The organism is Nocardia sp. NPDC059229 (assembly GCF_042754165.1).
Classification (GTDB): Bacteria; Actinomycetota; Actinomycetes; order Mycobacteriales; family Mycobacteriaceae; genus Nocardia.
The window spans coordinates 186,414-204,945 of the sequence record NZ_JBHZAK010000005.1 but is presented as its reverse complement, the minus strand read 5'-3'; the positions used below and the strand labels follow the sequence as shown (position 1 = coordinate 204,945).

Sequence of the window (18,532 nt, the reverse complement as noted above, 5' to 3'; positions counted from 1 at the left end):
CGGCTCGAACCGAGCCGAGTCGATATCGGGCGTGCAGCCCCGGGTATTGCCCGGGGCTGCACGCTTTTTTCGGCAGTGTGTACGGGGCAGCGTCTCGAAGTGCGTTGAGTGACAGCAACTTTCGGAATTCTTCGCCTTGACACCTTCTGGAACCGGTTCTAGATTTGGAAGTGCGTCCCACACGGGCGGGGCGCGGCACAGCGCTGATGCGCAATGGGGTATCGGGGGTTTCACGGTAGGAATCACGAAAGATATTTCTTTCGTGTTCTTTTCGTTGCTGCTTCCTTCGAGAAGCTCGCGCGCATGGGCGGGAACTGTTACGCAACCGAATTTCTACGGTTGACAAAGGGGGGGATTTCGCGACCCTTCGTCGGCTGGAAAGGGTCCGCGGTGTGACTACTTCTTATCTGCTCGGGGGACATATCCCACTGACCGATTCCTCGGTCCGGGAATTCTATGACCGGTACCCGGAAATTCGCCGCTCGTACGAGGAGACCGCCGAGTGGACCGGGGTTTCCGTCCCGGAACTGCTGGAGGGCGGCCGGCACACCGAACGCGAATTACTGCACGCCTTCGATGGATTGCGTCAGGCGGCGCTGGTCCTGGGGCTGCATGATGTGCTGGCGGCGCGCGGAGTCCACCCGGACGCGGTCGGCGGGATCAGCCTGGGCGGACTGCTCAGTGCCTGCCTGGCGGGCGCCGTCGATCGGCGTGAGCTCTTCGAGATGCTGCACTATCACCGGCTGGTCCCGCCGCAGCCGGCCGGCATCCCGGCGCAGGGAATGGCCGTGGCCGCCTTGCGATTCGGCGACGACCCCGAGGACTACTACGGCGAGCGGCGGCCCGGGGTGTACCTGGCCGCGGACTACGACGCCGCCTACGGCGGGGATGTGCACGTCATCGTGCTGTCGGGGTACGTCGACGCGCTCGAGGAGCTGGTGGCCCAGCACCCGCGCCGGATGCAGATGCTGGACGAGTATCCCGGAGCCTTCCACAGTCCGCTCGCACAGTACGCGACCGACTTCATGGCGCCGCACATCGCCGGGATGACATTCCGGGATCCGAAGATCACCCTGTTCTCGCCGCACGTCGCCGGCGCGGTGACCACGGCCGACGAGGTTCGAGACTTCTTCCTGTACAACCATGTCCGGCCGGTGGGCGTCAAACCGCTGATGACCGAGGTCGAGCGGATCGGCACCACCGCGGTGGTCGGGCTCGGGCCGGGGCTGCCGCAGAGTCTCGTGGTGGAGCCGCTGACGATGACACTGATTCTCACGCCCGGCGAACTGGATGAGGCCGCGGAAGCGCTGAGGTGACCGGTGAAGAAGTCGCTGTACGAGCTCGGCGAGCTGCCACCGGTCGGGTACGTCCCGCGGAAGATGCTGGCCTCGGTCATCCGCCCCGATCGCTACGGCGAACCGATCGACGCCTTTCGCGAGGAAATCGTCGACGTCCCGGGGATCGGGCCGAACGAGGTGCTCGTCTACGTCATGGCCGCCGGGATCAATTTCAACAATGTCTGGGCGGCCCGGGGTAAACCGCTCGATGTGATTGCGGCACGGCGGAAGCGCGGTGCGGCCGAGGATTTCCACATCGGTGGTTCGGAAGGCTCCGGAATCGTCTGGGCGGTCGGCGACCGGGTGGACCATGTCGCCGTCGGTGATTCGGTCGTCCTGTCCTCGTGCCTCTGGGACGAATCGGCACACGATATCCGGATGGGCGCGGACCCGATGACATCGTCGAGTCAAAGTGTCTGGGGATACGAGGAGAATTTCGGTTCCTTCGCCCAATTCACGGTGGTGCAGGACTATCAGTGCCATCCCAAACCGGCGCGGTTGTCCTGGGCCGAAGCCGCGGCCTTCATATTGACGGGCGCGACCGCGTATCGCCAGTTGCTGGGGTGGCATCCGAATGTGGTGCGGCCCGGCGATCCGGTCCTGATCTGGGGCGGCGCGGGCGGGCTCGGTTCCATGGCCATCCAGATTGCCCGGGCCTACGGCGGGCGGCCGGTCGCGGTGGTCTCCAGCGTGGAGCGTGCGAAGTACTGCGCGAAACTGGGGGCCGTCGGTGCGGTCGACCGACGCGAATTCTCGCATTGGGGACGGCTTCCCGACATCGGCGACGAGACCGCGATGGCGGCCTGGTTCGCGGAGGTGCGGCGCTTCGGCGCCAGGTATTGGGAAGCGCTCGGTGCGAAGCGCGCACCACGGATAGTCCTCGAGCATTCGGGGCAGGACACCATTCCGACGTCGATCTACCTGTGCGACAACGCGGGCATGGTCGTCATCTGCGGCGGGACCACCGGATACAACGCGGATATCGACCTGAGATACCTGTGGATGCGCCAGAAGCGTTTGCAGGGATCGCATTTCGCGAACCTGCAGCAGTGCCGGGCCATCACCGAGCTGGTGTCGACCGGCGATATCGATCCGTGCCTGTCGCAGGTCGGCGCGTTCGCCGACATCGGAAAGATGCATCAGTTGATGTGTGACAACGAGCAGCCGCCCGGAAACATGGCGGTGCTGGTCAACGGGGGGCCATCGTGACAGATCATGTTCTTGCCGAAGACTCGATCGCCGTGGTCGGAATGGCGTGCCGACTGCCCGGCGGCATCGATTCGCCGGAATCGTTGTGGCGCTGTCTGATCGAAACAGGAGAGACCGCCGCAGAGGTCGTCGGCGAACCGGGCGGATTCGATCCGGAGTTCTTCGACATCAGCCTGCCCGACGCCGAGGCCATGGACCCGCGCCTGCGGTTGGCGCTCGAAACGAGCTGGCAGGCACTGGAGTACGCCGGGATCGACCCGGCAACGCTGCGGGACAGCGACACCGGCGTCTACGTCGGCGCCCCGGGTGGCGACTACGGCCGCGTCGCCACCATCCTGGGCTTCCGTGGCCCCGCGCTGAGCATCGACACGGCGGGCTCGGCCGCACTGGCCGCCGTACATCTCGCGGCGCGGGCGATCGCGGCGGGCGACTGTTCGCTCGCCCTGGTCGGCGGGGCCGGCGGTCCGCAGGAGGGTGTGGCGGTCCTGGTCCTGGCGCGGTTGTCCGAGGCCCACCGCCGTGGTTACCGGGTGCTCGCCGTGCTGCGCGGCTCTGCGGTGGTCAGTCAGGAGGGTGCCGCCGGGCCCGGCGCGCAGGAGGGTTTGATCCGGGCCGCCCTGGCCGACGCTGAACTCGCGGCCGCCGACATCGATGTCGCCGGGGAACCCGAAACCGGCGCTGCGGCAGCAGGACTCGCGGGCGTACTCACGATGATTCAGGCTATCCGGCACGGGCTCGTGCCACCCACCGTGGCTGCCGCCCCGGCCGTCCCGTGGCCGGAACACGATCGCCCGCGTCGGGCGGCGGTGTCGGCGTTCGGGGCGAGCGGCACCGATGCCCGTGTCATCCTCGAGCAGGCCCCGCCCGAGCCCCCGCTCATGCCGGTCGATCCCACCCGGCGGGTGCCCCTGACTGTGTGGCCGTTCTCCGCCCGGACTCCGGAGGCGCTGGCCGAGCAGGCCGCGCGCCTGGCCGACCACGTCCGGGCGCATCCGGAATTCACTGCCCGCGAGGTCGGTCACGCCCTGACCACGACCCGCACCGTGTTCGACCATCGCGCGGTGGTACTGGGCCGCAACCGTATCGACCTGCTGGCCGGGCTGGCGGCCATCGCGGACGGTAAGCCGGTCGGGCCGATTCGCGGGCGGGCCGCCGATCGCCGGGTGCTCTTCGTCTTCCCCGGGCAGGGCCAGCAGTACCAGGGCATGGCGGCCCAGTTGCTGGCCGAGTCCCCGGTTTTCGCCGCCGAGATCGCCGCGTGCGAGGCGGCGCTGTCGGAGTTCGTCGACTGGTCGCTGACCGATGTGCTCACCGAGGCCGAGGGCGCGCCGTCGCTCGAGCATGTCGACGTCGTGCAGCCCGCGCTGTTCGCGACGATGGTTTCGCTTGCGGCACTGTGGCGTTCGTTCGGCATCGAGCCCGCCGCGGTGCTCGGGCACTCGCAGGGCGAGGTGGCGGCCGCGTATGTGGCGGGCGCGCTGTCGCTGTCCGACGCCGCCCGGATCGTGGCGCTGCGCAGCAGACTGCTGCGCGAATTGGACGGCACCGGCGGTATGGCGTCGGTCAATGCCCCGGTGGCGCGGGTGCGCGAACTCATGGCGGGCATCGACGATCTGCACATCGCCGCCGTCAACTCTCCGACCGCCACCGTCGTGGCGGGCGGGGTGGACGGCGTGGCCCGCATGCTCGAGGTCTGTGAGCGAGCAGCCGTGCGGGCGCGGCGGATTCCGGCCGACTGCGCCGGGCACACCGCTCATGTCGATGTCCTGCGGGAGCGGCTCGACGCCGCCGTGGCCCCGATCACCGCGCGAGCCACCGGCATCACCTTCTTCTCCACCGTCACCGGCGGGGTGCTGGGCGGCGAACAGCTGGGCCCGGACTACTGGTTCCGCAACCTGCGCGCGGCGGTGAGTTTCGAGGCAGGCTTCCAGGCCGCGGCCGATTCCGGATACAACGCCTTCCTCGAGATGAGCGCGAACCCGGTGCTGACCGCCGCCATGCACGAATCCCTCGGCGCCGCAGCCGATTCCTGTCTCGTCACCGGCTCGCTCCGGCGCGACGACGCCGGTATCCGGCGCCTGCTGGCCTCCGTGTCCGAGGCCCATGTCGGAGGGGTGTCGCCGCAGTGGTCGACCATCTACCCGGTCGGCTCCGCACCACCGATTCAGTTGCCCACCTATGCCTTCCAACACCGGACGTACTCGACGGCCGGCGTGGCGGAGACGGGCGGCGGAGAGCCCGGCGACCTCGGTCTGGCCGCGGCCGGGCACCCGCTGCTCGGCGCGGTGGCCGAGGTTCCCGGTGCGGACCGCTTCCATTTCGTCACCCGCGTATCCCGGGCAACCCGGGGCTGGATCGCCGATCACGCCCTGCGCGGCACCGCGGCGCTGCCCGCTGCGGCGCTGGTGGAGCTGGCTTTTCACGTGGGCGGCCGGCTCGGCGTCCCGCGGGTCCGGCAGCTGACCATGTACGAACCGTTCACACTTCCCACCGCGGGCGCAGTGGATCTGCAGGTCGTGGTCGGCGAACTGGGGGAATCCGGTCAGCGCACGGTGGCCGTCTTCTCCAGCCCAGAGGATGCGGATGCCCCACTCGGACAGCGCCATTGGACCCGGCACGCGGACGGCGTGCTCACTTCGGCCTCCAGGACCGCGGATACCGATACCCACGGGCTGACCGTCTGGCCCCCGGTCGGCGCGACGTCAGGGTTGGAGCCCGGTCCGGTATACGAGACCCTCACCGCGCTCGGCTACCGGTACGGCCCGGCTTTCCGAGGCGTGCGGCGCATCTGGCACCGGGGCGACGCTATTTTCGCCGAGGTCGCCCTGCCCGAAGCCGTGGCCGACGCGGATAACTACGGACTGCATCCGGCACTACTGGACGCCGCCCTGCAACCGGTCTTCGCGGCCGCTACGCCCTTGCAGGCGGACGGGATCCGGCTCCCCGTGGTGTGGGAAGACGTGGAACTGCACGCAGTGGGCGCGAAGACGCTCCGGGTGCGGCTGACCTCAGCGGGGACGGACCGTTTTCGCTGGGCGCTCGGCGACGGCACCGGCCGGATCATTGCCGAGGGCATCGTGGGAATGGGTGTCGTCGCACCGACCGAGCGCGCCGCCGGGGGATCTGCGCGGCAGAATGCGCTCTACAGCGTCGACTGGCTGACTGTGCAGGCGTGGCGGGGGCGTTACGCCACCCGCCAGGGCGAGTGGGCCATCGTCGGAAAGGCGCCGCTCGGGGTGCGCGGCGAGGCCGGTCCGGCTCGCTATACCGATCTCGAAGCCCTCTACACCGCAGTGGATTCCGGAGCCGAGACGCCGTCGGTCGTGGTGTGGTCGCGGGTGGTCTCCGCCGCTGTCGTCGAACCGGGGACGAATCAGGCCCGGGCACTGCGCGACGAACTCGCGCTGATGCTGCGTCAGCTCCAAACCTGGCTGGCCGCACCGCGATTCGCCGACAGCAAGCTGGTCATCCTCACCCGGGGCGTGCAGGCGGCCGAGGCCGACGAGGACGTCTCGGATCTGGTGGGCGCGAGCGTGTGGGCGCTGGTGCGCACCGCGCAGTGGGAGCATCCGCACCGCATCGTGCAGGTCGATCTCGACGAGGCCGGCATCAGCCTGGATCAGATCGCGACCGTGCTGCGCCTCGACGAGCCCGAACTGGCGCTGCGGAGCGGCGAATTCCTCGCCCGGCGACTGCGCTCCGGCGTCGACCCGGTGGCCACCCCTGATCCCGGGTTCGCCGGATCCGGGCCGTCCGCCTTCGATCCCGGCCGCACCGTGCTGATCACCGGTGGCACCGGCAAGATCGGCGGCATCGTCGCCCGGCACCTGGTCTCCGCCTACGGCGCCCGGCACCTGCTGCTCACCAGTCGCAGCGGCGGCAATGCCGACGGAATCGCCGAACTGACAGCGGAATTGGGTGCGCAGGGCGCCGAGGTGACCGTCGCGGTCTGCGACGCGGGCGACCGCGACGCGCTGGCCGAGGCGATCGACGGCCTCCCGGCCGCGCATCCGGTCGGAGCGGTCGTCCATCTGGCGGCCACGCTGGCCGACGCGACCTTCGCTGCCCTCACCGAGCCACAGCTCGATGCCGTGCTGCCCGCCAAGGCCAATGGCGCCTGGCACCTGCACGAGCTCACCCAGCATCTCGATCTGTCGATGTTCGTGCTGTTCTCGTCGTCCGCAGGCGCTTTCGGCTGGGCCGGCCAGGCCAACTACACGGCGGCCAATGTCTTCCTCGACAGCCTCGCCCGGTACCGGCATCGCCGCGGGCTGCCCGCCACCGCCATGGCGTGGGGCTGGTGGGCCGAGGACACCTCCAATACCGGTGGGCTCGACGACAAGGGCCGGGCGCGGCTCGGCCGCATGGGCCTCACTCCGATGCCGCCCGCCGCGGCCATGGACCTTTTCGATGCCGCCCTGCGCACCGGACAGCCGTACGTGCTGCCGATCGGGCTCGACCTGACGCGGCTGACCGCGGCCGACCCGACCGGCGAACCCGCCCCGCTCTTCCGGGCGCTGGCGCCCGCCCGGCCGCAGGCCGCCCAGCAGGTGGGTGATTCGACGGAACTGGCCGCGCGCATGGCGGGGCTCGGCCCCGCCGAGCGGCACCAGGCGATGACCGACCTGCTCAAGACGCCAGTGTCCATCGTGCTCGGCTACGCCACACCCGATGCGGTGCAACCGGATCGGCCGTTCGCCGAGATGGGACTGGACTCGCTCAGCTCGATCGAACTCGGGGCCCGGCTGCGGGCGATGACCGGCGTGAAGCTGGGCAATGCGGTGATCTATCAGCACCCGACGGTCAGGCTGCTGGCCAAGCACGTGCTGGACCAGGTCACCCCTCGGGCCGCCGAACTCGCGGCCCCGATCGTCGCCGAGGTCGAGATGCTGCTCGAGCGCCTGTCCGAGATCTACGACGGCGGTCCGATACCCGACGCGCTCATGGCCCGCCTGACCGGCGTGATCGACGCCCAGTCGATGAGGACACCCGCATGACCATCGCTTCCGGCGAGCCCGTCGCCATCATCGGCATGGCGGGCCGCTTTCCCGGCGCCGCGGACATCGACGCACTGTGGGAGCTGCTCGACGCGGGTGGTGACGCCATTCGCCCGGTACCCGCGCAGCGCTGGGACGCGAGCGCACCGCTGGACCGCGAGAAGCGGATCCAGGCGGTCGGCGGATTCGTCGACGGCGTCGACGGTTTCGACGCGGCGTTCTTCGGCGTCTCCCCGCGCGAGGCCGCCGATATCGACCCGCAGCAGCGCCTCATGATCGAAATGGCCTGGCGCGCTGTGGAAGACGGTCGAGTACCACCGGAGGCGCTGCGCGGCACGCGCACCGGAGTGTATGTCGGGGCGTCCTGGCACGACTACGAGATCCTGCGCAGGCAGCGGGGTGTCGGTGCGAGCCAGCACAGTGGGGTCGGCAATGCCCTGGATGTGATCGCCTCGCGGGTCTCCTACACCCTGGGCCTGACCGGGCCCAGCATGACCGTCGAGACCGGGTGTTCCTCCGCGCTCGTCGGACTCGACCTGGCGGTCCGGGCCATCCGCTCGGGAGACATCGACGCGGCGCTGGTCGGCGGCGTGAATCTGATGCTCGCACCGGACGTCTCGATCGGGCTCACCCACTTCGGCGGCCTGTCCGAGGACGGGCGGTGCGCGGCCTTCGGCGCCGGCGCGAACGGATTCGTCCGCGGTGAGGGCGTGGCCGCGCTGTACCTCAAACCGTTGCGGGACGCGGTGCGGGACGGCGACCGGGTGCGGGCCGTCATCGTGGCGTCCGTCGTGAACAACGACGGTGGCGGCGAGAGTCTGGTGACGCCCAGCGGCGCGGGCCAACGCGACCTGCTGCGGCGCGTGTACCTGGACCATGACCTGGACATCGATCGGCTCGCCTATGTGGAGGCACACGGAACCGGAACGCGGCGAGGCGATCCCATCGAAGCGGAGGCGCTCGGGGAGATTCTGGGGACCGCGCGCAGTGCCGGCAGCGGACCGCTGCTGATCGGGTCGGTCAAGACCAATATCGGTCACCTGGAGGCGGCCGCGGGCATCGCGGGACTGGTCAAGGCCGTGCTGTGTCTCGAACACGGCACGGTGCCGCCGAGTCTGCACTCCGAGGTGCCGAACCCGGATATCGCCTTCGACGAGCTGAACCTGCGAATAGTGCGGGAGCGCACGGTGCTTCCGGCGCACACCGATGTCCACATCGGCGTGAACTCGTTCGGATGGGGCGGCACCAATGCGCATGTGGTGCTGCGTGGCGCGGCATCGGCCGCGCGGGTGATCACCGAGGTAGCACGCGAAACCGAATCCGAGCCAATGGGTTTCGTGCCGGTGTCCGCGCACACCATCGCCGCGCTGCAGCAGCGTTGCCGCGATATCGCGGATCTGGTGGACGCCGAACCCGACCGGCTGGACGCGATCACCGCGGCGCTGGCCGGGCGGGCACCGGTCCTGCCGCTGCGGAGCGCGGTGCTGGGCGCATCGCCATCGGAAGTGGCGGCGGTTCTGCGCCACCATGCCGATGACCCGGCCGCTGAGCTCCCGTCCGTGCTGACCGGCCGGGCTCACGAGGTCGGCCGCACCGCCTTCGTCTTCCCCGGCCAGGGCAGCCAATGGCACGGGCTGAGTGCCGCACTCTACGGACAGGATCCGGCCTTCACCGAGACGATCGACGCATGCGCCGCGGCACTGCGGCCGTATGTCGACTGGGATCCGGTCGCGGTGCTGTCCGGCGCCGCCGGACCGGGCTGGCTCGACCACGTCGATCAGGTGCAGCCGGTGCTGTGGGCGCTGTCGCTGGGTATCGCGGCCGGGTGGCGGCGGGCGGGCATCGTGCCCGATGTCGTCATCGGCCACAGCCAGGGCGAAATCGCGGCGGCCACCGTTGCGGGGCTGCTCAGCCTGGACGACGCGGCGCTCATCGTGTCCCGGCGCAGCGCGCTGCTGCGCTCGGTCGCGGGCACCGGCCGCATGCTGGCCGTCGAGCTGCCCGTGGCCGAGATTCCCGCTGCCATCGCCGGATTCGAGGACCTGGTGGCACTGGCCGTGCACAACGGGCCGACCTCGTGCGTGCTCTCCGGCGATACCGACGCCATCGAGGCGCTCGATGAGATCCTTGCGGCAGACGGCGTGTTCTGCCGGATGGTGAATGTCGACTACGCCTCGCACAGCCCGCAGATGGCCGGGGTGCGGGTACCGCTGCAGGCCGCGCTCGGCGGGGTCGCATCGCTACCAGGCGGCACGGAGTCACCGCTCGACGGCACGGCGGCGCTGCCGGATGCCGCGGAGATGATGTCGACGGTCCGGCTGAAGGCCGTGACCGCCACCGACCTCATCGGCGACTACTGGGTGGAAAACCTGTGCAGTCCGGTACTTTTCGCCGAGGCGATGACCGCGGTGTTCGACGACGGCGTCACGCACGTGATCGAGATCAGCCCGCACCCGGTGCTGCTGCCCGCCGTGGAGCAACTGGCCGCCGAGCGCACCGACCCGCCGATGGTGCTGCCGTCGTTCTACCGGGACTGCGATCCCCGCAGCGAGCTGCACCGCAGCCGTGCCCGCGCCTTCGTCGCCGGACTGCGGCCCTTCGTGGCGGCCGCCGTGCCGGCGATCGCGCTGCCACCGTATCCGCTGCGGCCGCAATCGCATTGGCTGCCGGACGCCGGTCCGGGTGCTCCGAGTGACACGGCAGCCGGCACGCTGCGAGTTCCGGTGTACCCCAGCCGGCTCGAGCCCGGGGCCTGGCAGGCGACCGTTCCGATCGATCTGGAAACGCTGCCGTGGCTGGCCGATCACGTGGTCGGCGACGCGGTGGTGGTGCCGGGGGCCATGCTGGCGGTGCTGGCCATGGCGGTCACTCGCACCCACCTGGGCACCGGCCCGGCGGGCCTGTCGGGATTGCGGTTCGTCGAAATGCTCACCGTCGGTGACGCTCCGGTCCGGGTCGAGGTCACCCTGCGCGAGGACGTCCCGGCCGGGATCAGCTTCGAGATCGCGGCGCTGAACGCCGGCACGCACAGCTGGACGGTGCACGCGCGGGGCTGCGCCCTGCACACGCTCGAGCCCGCGACCGCGCCGCTGCCGTTCCCCTTCGGTCCCGGCGAGCCGACAATCGGCGAGCCGATCCCGGTCGCCGATTTCTACACGGCCTGCGCCCGCCGCGGGGTCGAGCTCGGCCCGGACTTCCAAGGCGTGCGGGAACTCCGGCGCTGGCAGGACGGCACGGCCTCGTTCGCACTGGCCAGGATCGCCCTGAGCGAACACGCCCGGGCGATGTCGCATCCCGGCGCGCTGCACGCCACGCTCGTGGACTGTGCCATGCAGACCGGACTGGCCCTGTTCGACGGCGAGAACACCATCCTGCCCGGCGGTATCGAAGAACTGATCCTGGACGCCGAACCGGCCGGATATGTCGACGCCGCCTGGGCGTACGCCATCCGGCGCTCGGACACCACCGCCGACATCCACCTCTACGACGAGCAGCGCGCGCCACTGGCCCGCATCCTGGGCCTCGAGCTCCTCTCGATCGACGACGACCGTGCCGACGCCAGGCCCTACGATCGGGAGCTTGCCTTCACCTGGCACGCGGTCGCGCGCGGCGAAACGACCAGGGCCCCGGAATCATTCGCCGTCACCGGGGCCACCGGAGCGGCCAGCGCGCTGACGGAGGCCCTGCTGCGGCGGGGCGCCGAGGTTGGCGTCGCCGCCGATCGGGCCACGACGGTGGTATTCGCCGCGCCCGCGGCCCGGGACGGCCTGGACGCACAGCGCCGGGGCCTGCTCGAGCTCGCCGAACTCGTCGGCTCGTGTGTCCGATCGACTTCGGCGACACCGCGTCTGGTCGTGGTGACGACGACCGCCCAGGCGGTCGGGACCGATCAGCGTCCTGATCCGGGCGCCGCGCTGTACTGGGGATTCGTCCGCGTCCTGCGTCGCGAACACCCCGAATTGTCCGCCGAGATCATCGATCTCGCCGCACCGCCCGACACCGAGCGCGGGGAGCTGTTCGACGACTGCGCCGCCGAACTCCTGGCCCGCACCGGTGAGGACCAGCTCGCCCTGCGCCCCGGGCGGCGCTACGCCGGACGCATCGAACAGGGCGAGCAAGCGGAAAGCACTGCGGCAGTGCGGCCCTGGCGAACCCCGGCACAGCCCTTCCGGCTCACGGTGACTCCCGGCCGCTCCTGGGAGGGTCTGCGCTACCGGCCCCTGGAAACCCGCCCACCCGGGCCGGGTGAGGTGCTGATCGAAATCGAGGCGGCCGCACTGAATTTCATCGACGCGCTGAAGGCGGCGGGCGCCTATCCCGACGACTCGGCGGGCCACGACCTGCTCGGCCTCGAATGCGCGGGCGTGGTTCGCGCGGTCGGCCCCGAGGTGACCGGACGGGCCGTGGGCGATCGCGTGGTGGGCTGTGGATTCGGTGCGCTGGCCTCGCATCTGACGGTGCGCGCCGATCACACGCAACCGATACCGGATGCCCTGCCCGCCACCACCGCGGCGGCCCTGCCCATGGTGTCCACCACGGCCTGGTACGCGCTCGTCACTCTGGCCCGGCTCGCGCCGGGGGAGACCGTGCTGATCCATTCCGCCGCAGGCGGACTGGGACTGGCCGCCATCGGCGTCGCCCGTGGTCTCGGGGCGCGGATCATCGCCACCGCGGGCAGCGCGGAGCGGCGGGAATACCTGCGCCGCGCACACGGGCTCGAGCACATCTTCGATTCCCGGACGCTGGGCTGGGTGGACGAGGTGCGGGCGGCGACCGGCGGGCACGGCGTCGACGTGGTGCTCAACTCGCTCTCCGGCCGCGCGATCGATCTCGGCATCGACGTGCTCGCCGAGGACGGCCGGTTCATCGAGGTCGGCAAGCGGGACATCCACGCCGATCGCCGGGTCGGACTGCGGCCGTTCGCGAAGGGAATCAGCTTCGCGGCCGTCGATCTCACCGGATTGATGGCGCGCCGTCCCGAGCGCTTCGCCGCCGCGCTGGCCGAGACGTGGGAGCAGATCGGCACGGGCCGGGTCGTTCCGGGACCCGTCACCGTGCACGACTTCGCCGACGCCGCCATCGTGCTGCGGGACCTGACCCGGGGCGAGCACATCGGCAAGCTGGTGCTCGCGAGCCCGGACACGGTGATCGACATCGTGCCGGAGCCATTGCCGGAGGGACGTTTCCGCGCAAACGGCACCTATCTCATCACCGGTGGCCGCGGCGCCCTGGGGCGCAGCCTGGCCGACCATCTGCTCGCGAACGGTGCCGGCGCGGTGGCCCTGGTCGGCCGCAGTGCGCCGGACACGATGGACACGGCATCGGTGCGCAGCTATCGGGCCGATGTCGCTGACGCGGAAGCCCTCGCCGCCGTGCTGGATTCGATCCGGGCCGAGCTGCCGCCGCTGCGCGGGGTCTTCCACGCCGCGGGCGTCCTCGACGACGCCACCATCCTCGGTGTCGACGCGGACCGGATGGAGCGGGTGCTGCGGCCGAAGATCGACGGCGCCCGGCACCTGGACGCGCTCACCGCCGACGACCCCCTGGATCTGTTCGTGCTGTTCTCCTCGGCCGCCGCGCTGATCGGCAACCCCGGGCAGTGCGCGTACGCGGCGGCCAATGCCTATCTCGACGCGCTGGCCGCGGCCCGCCGGTATACGGGACGGCCCGGACTGAGCATCGAGTGGGGATACTTCGCGGAGGTCGGTCTCGCCGCGGCAGCACACAATCGCCACGCCCGGCTCACCGAACACGGCATCAGCAGCTACCCCACCGATGAGGCGTGGACCGCCATGGCCGCCTTCCTCACCGAGGAACGCACCGTCGTGGGCTACATGACCTTCGATCAACGGCAGTGGTTCGACGCGTACCCCGATGCCGCCGCCCAGCCCAGCTGGCAACTGCTGCGGCAGCGCGCCGCCGTCGAGTCGGCGGGGCGGGCCGCCGGTGAATTCCACACCGCGCTGGCGGATTCGGCTCCCGCGGACCGGCACGTGCTGGTGCGGGACAAGATCACCGAGGTGGCCGCGCGCGTGCTCCGCATGCAACCGGCCGACCTCGACGCCCGGACACCCTTCAAGGCGCTCGGACTCGACTCGCTCATGAGCCTGGAAATGCGGAACCGGCTGGAATCCGCATTCGCGCTACGGCTTTCACCCACACTGCTGTGGACCTACGGCACCGCCGAGACCCTGGCGGGCGCGATCGGCGAACGGCTCGCCGCCTCGCTGTCCGCGGCCGGCGTGACCACCGGCTGACCCCTCAGGAGGCACTCCCATGGACAATCCGAATTCGAGCGAGGCCCTGACCGCGGCCCTGCGCCGTGCCACCCGGACCATCAAGCAGCTGCGCGAGCAATCGGCGGGGCAGAGCCCCGGCGGGCCCATCGCGGTCGTCGGCGTGGGCCTGCGGCTGGCCGGCGGCATCGCCGATCTCGACGGCTACTGGGCGGCGCTGCGGGAAGGGCGCAGCCTGATCACCGAGATGCCCGCGCATCGGCGCTGGCCCTTCGAGGACGAATGGGACTTCCTGCCCACGCGAGGCAGTTTCATCGACGACGCCCTCGACTTCGATCCCGCCTTCTTCGGGCTCAGCCCGCGCACGGCCCAGGCCATGGACCCGCAGCACCGCATGCTGCTGGAGGTGACCTGGGAAGCCCTGGCGCACGCCGGACTGCGGCCCGACCGGGAGCTGCCGGAGTCGGTGGGCACCTTCGTGGGCATCGCCGGTCGCCAGGACTACGCCGCCTGGGAGCCGCCGCAGGTCGATCCGCACTGGGCGCTGGGCATCGGCCACGGCTTCGCGGCGGGACGCATCGCCTATCACTTCGGATTCACCGGTGCCGCAACAGGTTTCGACAGCGCGTGCTCCTCTTCGCTGGTCGCCGTCCATCACGCGGTCGCCGCCCTGCGGCGCGGCGAATCCGAGATCGCGCTGGCGGGCGGGGTGAGCCTGATGCTGGCCCCCGGGTCCACCGCGGTCATCCAGCAGACCGGAGCCCTCGCACCCGACGGGCTGTGCAAGACCTTCGACGCCCGCGCCAACGGCTATGTGCGAGGCGAAGGCTGCGCCATGCTCGTGCTGAAGCGCCTGGCCGACGCGGAACGCGACAATGACCGGGTGCTCGGGGTCATCCACGGCACCGCAGTCAACCAGGACGGCCGCTCCTCCGGTTTCACCGCACCCAACGCGGTCGCCCAGCGGCGCGTGATCGAGGCGGCCCTGGCCGACGCCGGGTGCAAACCCGAGGAGATCGGGTTGGTCGAAGCACACGGCACCGGCACCTCACTCGGCGATCCCATCGAGGTCAGCGCCATTGTCGCCGCGCTGGGTTCCCGCAATGGCGGCAAACCGCTGCACGTCGGCTCGGCGAAGACCAATGTCGGTCACCTGGAGGCCGCCGCCGGTGTGGTCGGGCTCGTCAAGGCGCTGCTGTGCATTCGTGAGCGCACGGTGCCGTCACTGGTCCACTTTCAGACCTTGAATCCGCGAATCGACCTGGAGGGCACCGACGTCCGGATCTCGGGCCACAGCGCCGGCTGGGCGCTCGCGGAGTCCGGCCCGCTCGCCGGGGTGAGTTCGTTCGGCGCCATCGGCACCAATGCGCACGCGGTCGTGGGACCCGCGCCGGAGACCACGGCCGCGGTCCCGCCCGGCGGCGACATCCCCCGGCCCGCGTGGAACCGCGGACCCTGCGTCCCGGCGTTCCTCGGTGCGGCCCCACCTGCCCGGAGCTGAAACACGGTTCTACTCACCATAATTCGACACTCTTTGGGGGTAATGCACAGTGGTGGCATTCTTCGACATGGTCGGCGGGCGCTACGCCCCGACCGAGATCGCGGTCAGCCCGTGGGCGCCGAACCAGGTGAGCGGGACCGCGGTGTCCGGCCTCCTGGCGCGCGAGGCCGAAACACACAGTCCCGGCGGCGCATTCCTGCCCGGGCGGTTCACCGTGGATATGTTCCGGCCCGTCCTCGCCGAACCGATCGAACTGCGCAGCGAGGTGGTCCGCGACGGCCGTCGCGTGCGGGTGGTCGACGTCTCGGCCGTGCAGCAGGACCAGGTGCGGGTGCGCGCGACGCTCATATATCTGGCCGCCGGAGAACCGGCGCCGGGGGTGGTCTGGCAACCGGTGCGGCAGTTACCGGTACCCGAGCCGAGCGCCGAGTGGCAGCCGCTGCGGTTCAAATCGGGTGCGCTCGACTGGACCGGCGACTTCCTCACCGGGCAGAACAGCGAGCGCAAATGCATGTGGCACGACATGGCGCCGCTGGTCGAGGGCGAGCCCAATTCGCCGTTCCAGCTGGCCGCCTATGTCGCCGACACCACCAATATGGTGTGCAACTGGGGCACCGCGGGCATCGGCTACATCAATTGCGATGTGACCCTGGCACTCTCGCGCCTGCCCGTGGGGCCCGAGGTGGGATTGCAGGCGCAGGACCAGGTCACCGGCGACGGTGTCGCGATCGCCGCGGCCACCCTCTACGACCGGACCGGCCCGCTGGGCGTCTCCGTCGCCACCACCATCTCGAACGTGCGCCGGGCGGTGGATCCGGCCGCCTTCGCGGCCGAGGCATTCTCGGCGCCGCACCCACAGTGAACCCCGGGGAGGAACCGTCATGCGGATCGCGTACACGCCGCAACAAGAGGAACTACGTGCCGAGCTGCGGGACTACTTCGCCCGCCTGATGACCGACGAGCGGCGCACCGCGCTGGCCGCGCCGACCGGCGAGTACGGCGAGGGCGACGTCTACCGTGAGGTCATCGCGGAGATGGGCCGCGACGGGTGGCTCGCGCTGGGCTGGCCGGAGGAGTACGGCGGCCGGGGCGGCTCGGTCATGGATCAGCTGATCTTCACCGACGAGGCCGCTGTGGCCACCGTCCCGGTGCCGTTCCTGACCATCAATACGGTCGCGCCGACCATCATGTACTACGGCACCGACGAGCAGAAGCAGTTCTTCCTGCCCAGGATCGCCGCCGGTGAATTGCACTTCTCCATCGGCTATTCCGAGCCCGGCGCGGGCACCGACCTGGCCTCGCTGCGCACCTCCGCGGTCCGCGACGGCGACGACTGGGTGATCAACGGGCAGAAGATGTGGACCTCCCTGATCAGCTACGCCGACTACGTCTGGCTGGCGGCGCGCACCGACCCGGACGCCGAGAAGCACAGCGGCATGTCGATGTTCATCGTGCCGACCACGGCAGAGGGCTTCTCGTGGACGCCGGTGCACACCATGGCCGGGCCCGACACCAGCGCCACCTACTACCAGGACGTCCGAGTCGGGCAGTCGGCGATGGTGGGCCCGGAGAACGGCGGCTGGGGGCTGATCACCAACCAGCTCAACCACGAGCGCGTCGCGCTGAGCGGGGCCGGGCACCTGATGATGGCGCTCCGCGAAACCATCGAGTGGGCGAAGAACACCAAGGCGGCCAATGGTATTCGTGTCATCGACCACGAATGGGTGCAGCTGAACCTGGCGCGGGTGCACGCCAAGGTCGAGTACATGAAGCTGCTGAACCTCGAGATCGCCTCGCGCGCCGACGCCGGCGGTGACGCCGCGCCGCGCCCGTGGGACGCCTCCGGCCTGAAGGTGTACGGCACCGAGTTCGCCACCGAGGCCTACCGGCTGCTCATGGAGGTGCTCGGCCCCAACGCGCACCTCTGCCAGGACTCGGCGGGGGTGGAGCTGTTCGGTGTGCTCGAACGGCTGCATCGCGCCAGCCTCATCATGACCTTCGGCGGCGGCACCAATGAGATCCAGCGCGACATCATCGCCATGTTCGCCCTGCGACTGCCGCCCGCCACCCGCTGACCACACCCGAAAGGCCGGTAATCATCATGGATTTCACTCCTACCGAGGCCCAGCGGGATCTCGCCCGCCTGACCGGTGAGGTCTGCGCGAAGCTGGTCACCCCCGACCGGCTGCGCGAGCTCGACAAGCACCTCGACGCCGCCGGTGACCGCACGGTGCGTTTCGACCGGCAGCTGTGGAACGCACTCGCCGAGACCGGTGTGCTGGCCGCCGCGCTGCCGGAGTCCGTGGGTGGCAGCGACTTCGGCGTCCTGGAACAGACCGCCGTCCTGCGCGAGCTGGGCAAGGCCCTGGCCCCCGTGCCCTACCTGTGGTCCATCGTGCTGAGCGCGGCCGCCCTCGCCGAATTCGGTACCGCGACCCAGCGGGACCTCGCCGCGCGGGCAGCCACCGGCGAGATCATCCTGACCGTGGCCCTCAGCGAAGCCCGGAACTGGGAGCCCACCGCACCGGTCACCGGGGCGGCCGAGGACGCGGGCTGGACGCTGAACGGCGCCAAGACCACCGTGCCGTTCGCGCGCCAGGCCGATCGTATCCTGGTGCCCGCCAGCGTATCTGGGACGGTCGCCCTGTTCCTGGTCGATCCGTCGGCGGCCGGCGTCACGGTCACCGAGCAGATCACCACCGATCGCAGTCCCGAATACGCGGTCGAATTCGATTCCGCACCGGCCGAACCGGTGGGCACGGTGGCGGGCGGCGCCGAGATCCTGCACCGGCTGCTGGACCGGGCCTGGCTGGGGCTGGCCGCGCAGCAGCTGGGCACTCTCGAACAGGGGCTGGAGCTGGTGGCGGCGTATGCCCGCGAGCGTGAGCAGTTCAATCGCAAGATCGGCAGCTTCCAGGCCGTGGCCCAGCGCCTGGCCGACGCCTACATCGACGTCCAGGGCGTGCGGCTCGCGGTGACGCAGGCGGCCTGGCGGCTGGCCGAGGGCCTGCCCGCCGCGGCCGAGGTCCACACCGCCAAGTTCTGGGCCGCCGAGGCGGGTCACCGCGTCGCCCACACCGTGGTACACGTGCACGGCGGCGTCGGCATCGACCGCGACCACATCGTGAACCAGTACTTCACCGCCGCCAAACACAACGAATTCGCGCTCGGCGGCGCGACCGACCACCTGCGCGCACTGGGTGCGGCGATGGCGGCCGCCCTCTAGCGGGAGGGACCGGCGTGATCCCGGAA

Annotated in this window: 8 protein-coding genes; all 8 read left to right on the top strand. The window is 70.5% G+C overall.

Annotation, left to right across the window (positions count from 1 at the left end; translation table 11 throughout):
• The first annotated feature begins 392 nt into the window (after positions 1–392).
• The 8 genes from ACFXHE_RS14355 to ACFXHE_RS14320 are packed head-to-tail and all read left to right on the top strand — an operon-like array spanning position 393 to position 18,506.
• Positions 393–1,316: an acyltransferase domain-containing protein gene (locus tag ACFXHE_RS14355; protein ID WP_379383103.1), complete on the top strand. Its 924-nt coding sequence runs from the start codon at positions 393–395 to the stop codon at positions 1,314–1,316.
• A 3-nt stretch (positions 1,317–1,319) separates the two neighbouring features.
• Complete coding sequence (ccrA, locus tag ACFXHE_RS14350; protein ID WP_379383101.1) at positions 1,320–2,546, top strand: crotonyl-CoA carboxylase/reductase; 1,227 nt, start codon at positions 1,320–1,322, stop codon at positions 2,544–2,546.
• Positions 2,543–7,543, top strand: a complete 5,001-nt coding sequence (locus ACFXHE_RS14345) for a type I polyketide synthase (protein ID WP_379383099.1) — start codon at positions 2,543–2,545, stop codon at positions 7,541–7,543. The genes ccrA and ACFXHE_RS14345 overlap by 4 nt, the downstream gene beginning before the upstream one ends.
• Entirely contained in the window at positions 7,540–13,800 is a 6,261-nt protein-coding gene (locus ACFXHE_RS14340; RefSeq protein ID WP_379383097.1) for an SDR family NAD(P)-dependent oxidoreductase, read from the top strand. The genes ACFXHE_RS14345 and ACFXHE_RS14340 overlap by 4 nt, the downstream gene beginning before the upstream one ends.
• Positions 13,801–13,819: 19 nt before the next feature.
• A complete protein-coding gene (locus tag ACFXHE_RS14335; RefSeq protein ID WP_379383095.1) occupies positions 13,820–15,280 on the top strand; it encodes a polyketide synthase in 1,461 nt (486 codons plus the stop codon).
• Positions 15,281–15,329: 49 nt separating this feature from the next.
• Positions 15,330–16,142 (top strand): acyl-CoA thioesterase domain-containing protein, encoded by an 813-nt coding sequence (locus ACFXHE_RS14330; RefSeq protein WP_379383093.1) that lies wholly within the window; start codon positions 15,330–15,332, stop codon positions 16,140–16,142.
• A 19-nt stretch (positions 16,143–16,161) separates the two neighbouring features.
• Positions 16,162–17,355 (top strand): acyl-CoA dehydrogenase family protein, encoded by a 1,194-nt coding sequence (locus ACFXHE_RS14325; protein WP_379383092.1) that lies wholly within the window; start codon positions 16,162–16,164, stop codon positions 17,353–17,355.
• Positions 17,356–17,381: 26 nt separating this feature from the next.
• The gene (locus ACFXHE_RS14320) at positions 17,382–18,506 is read left to right on the top strand and encodes an acyl-CoA dehydrogenase family protein (protein WP_379383090.1); all 1,125 of its coding nucleotides are present in this window, start codon (positions 17,382–17,384) and stop codon (positions 18,504–18,506) included.
• Positions 18,507–18,532 lie beyond the last annotated feature (26 nt).

Bases quoted from the DNA above. Each gene is read 5' to 3' on its own strand.
- ACFXHE_RS14340 (WP_379383097.1), top strand. From the start codon at position 7,540: ATGACCATCGCTTCCGGCGAGCCCGTCGCCATCATCGGCATGGCGGGC.
- ACFXHE_RS14335 (WP_379383095.1), top strand. From the start codon at position 13,820: ATGGACAATCCGAATTCGAGCGAGGCCCTGACCGCGGCCCTGCGCCGT.
- ACFXHE_RS14325 (WP_379383092.1), top strand. From the start codon at position 16,162: ATGCGGATCGCGTACACGCCGCAACAAGAGGAACTACGTGCCGAGCTG.
- ACFXHE_RS14320 (WP_379383090.1), top strand. From the start codon at position 17,382: ATGGATTTCACTCCTACCGAGGCCCAGCGGGATCTCGCCCGCCTGACC.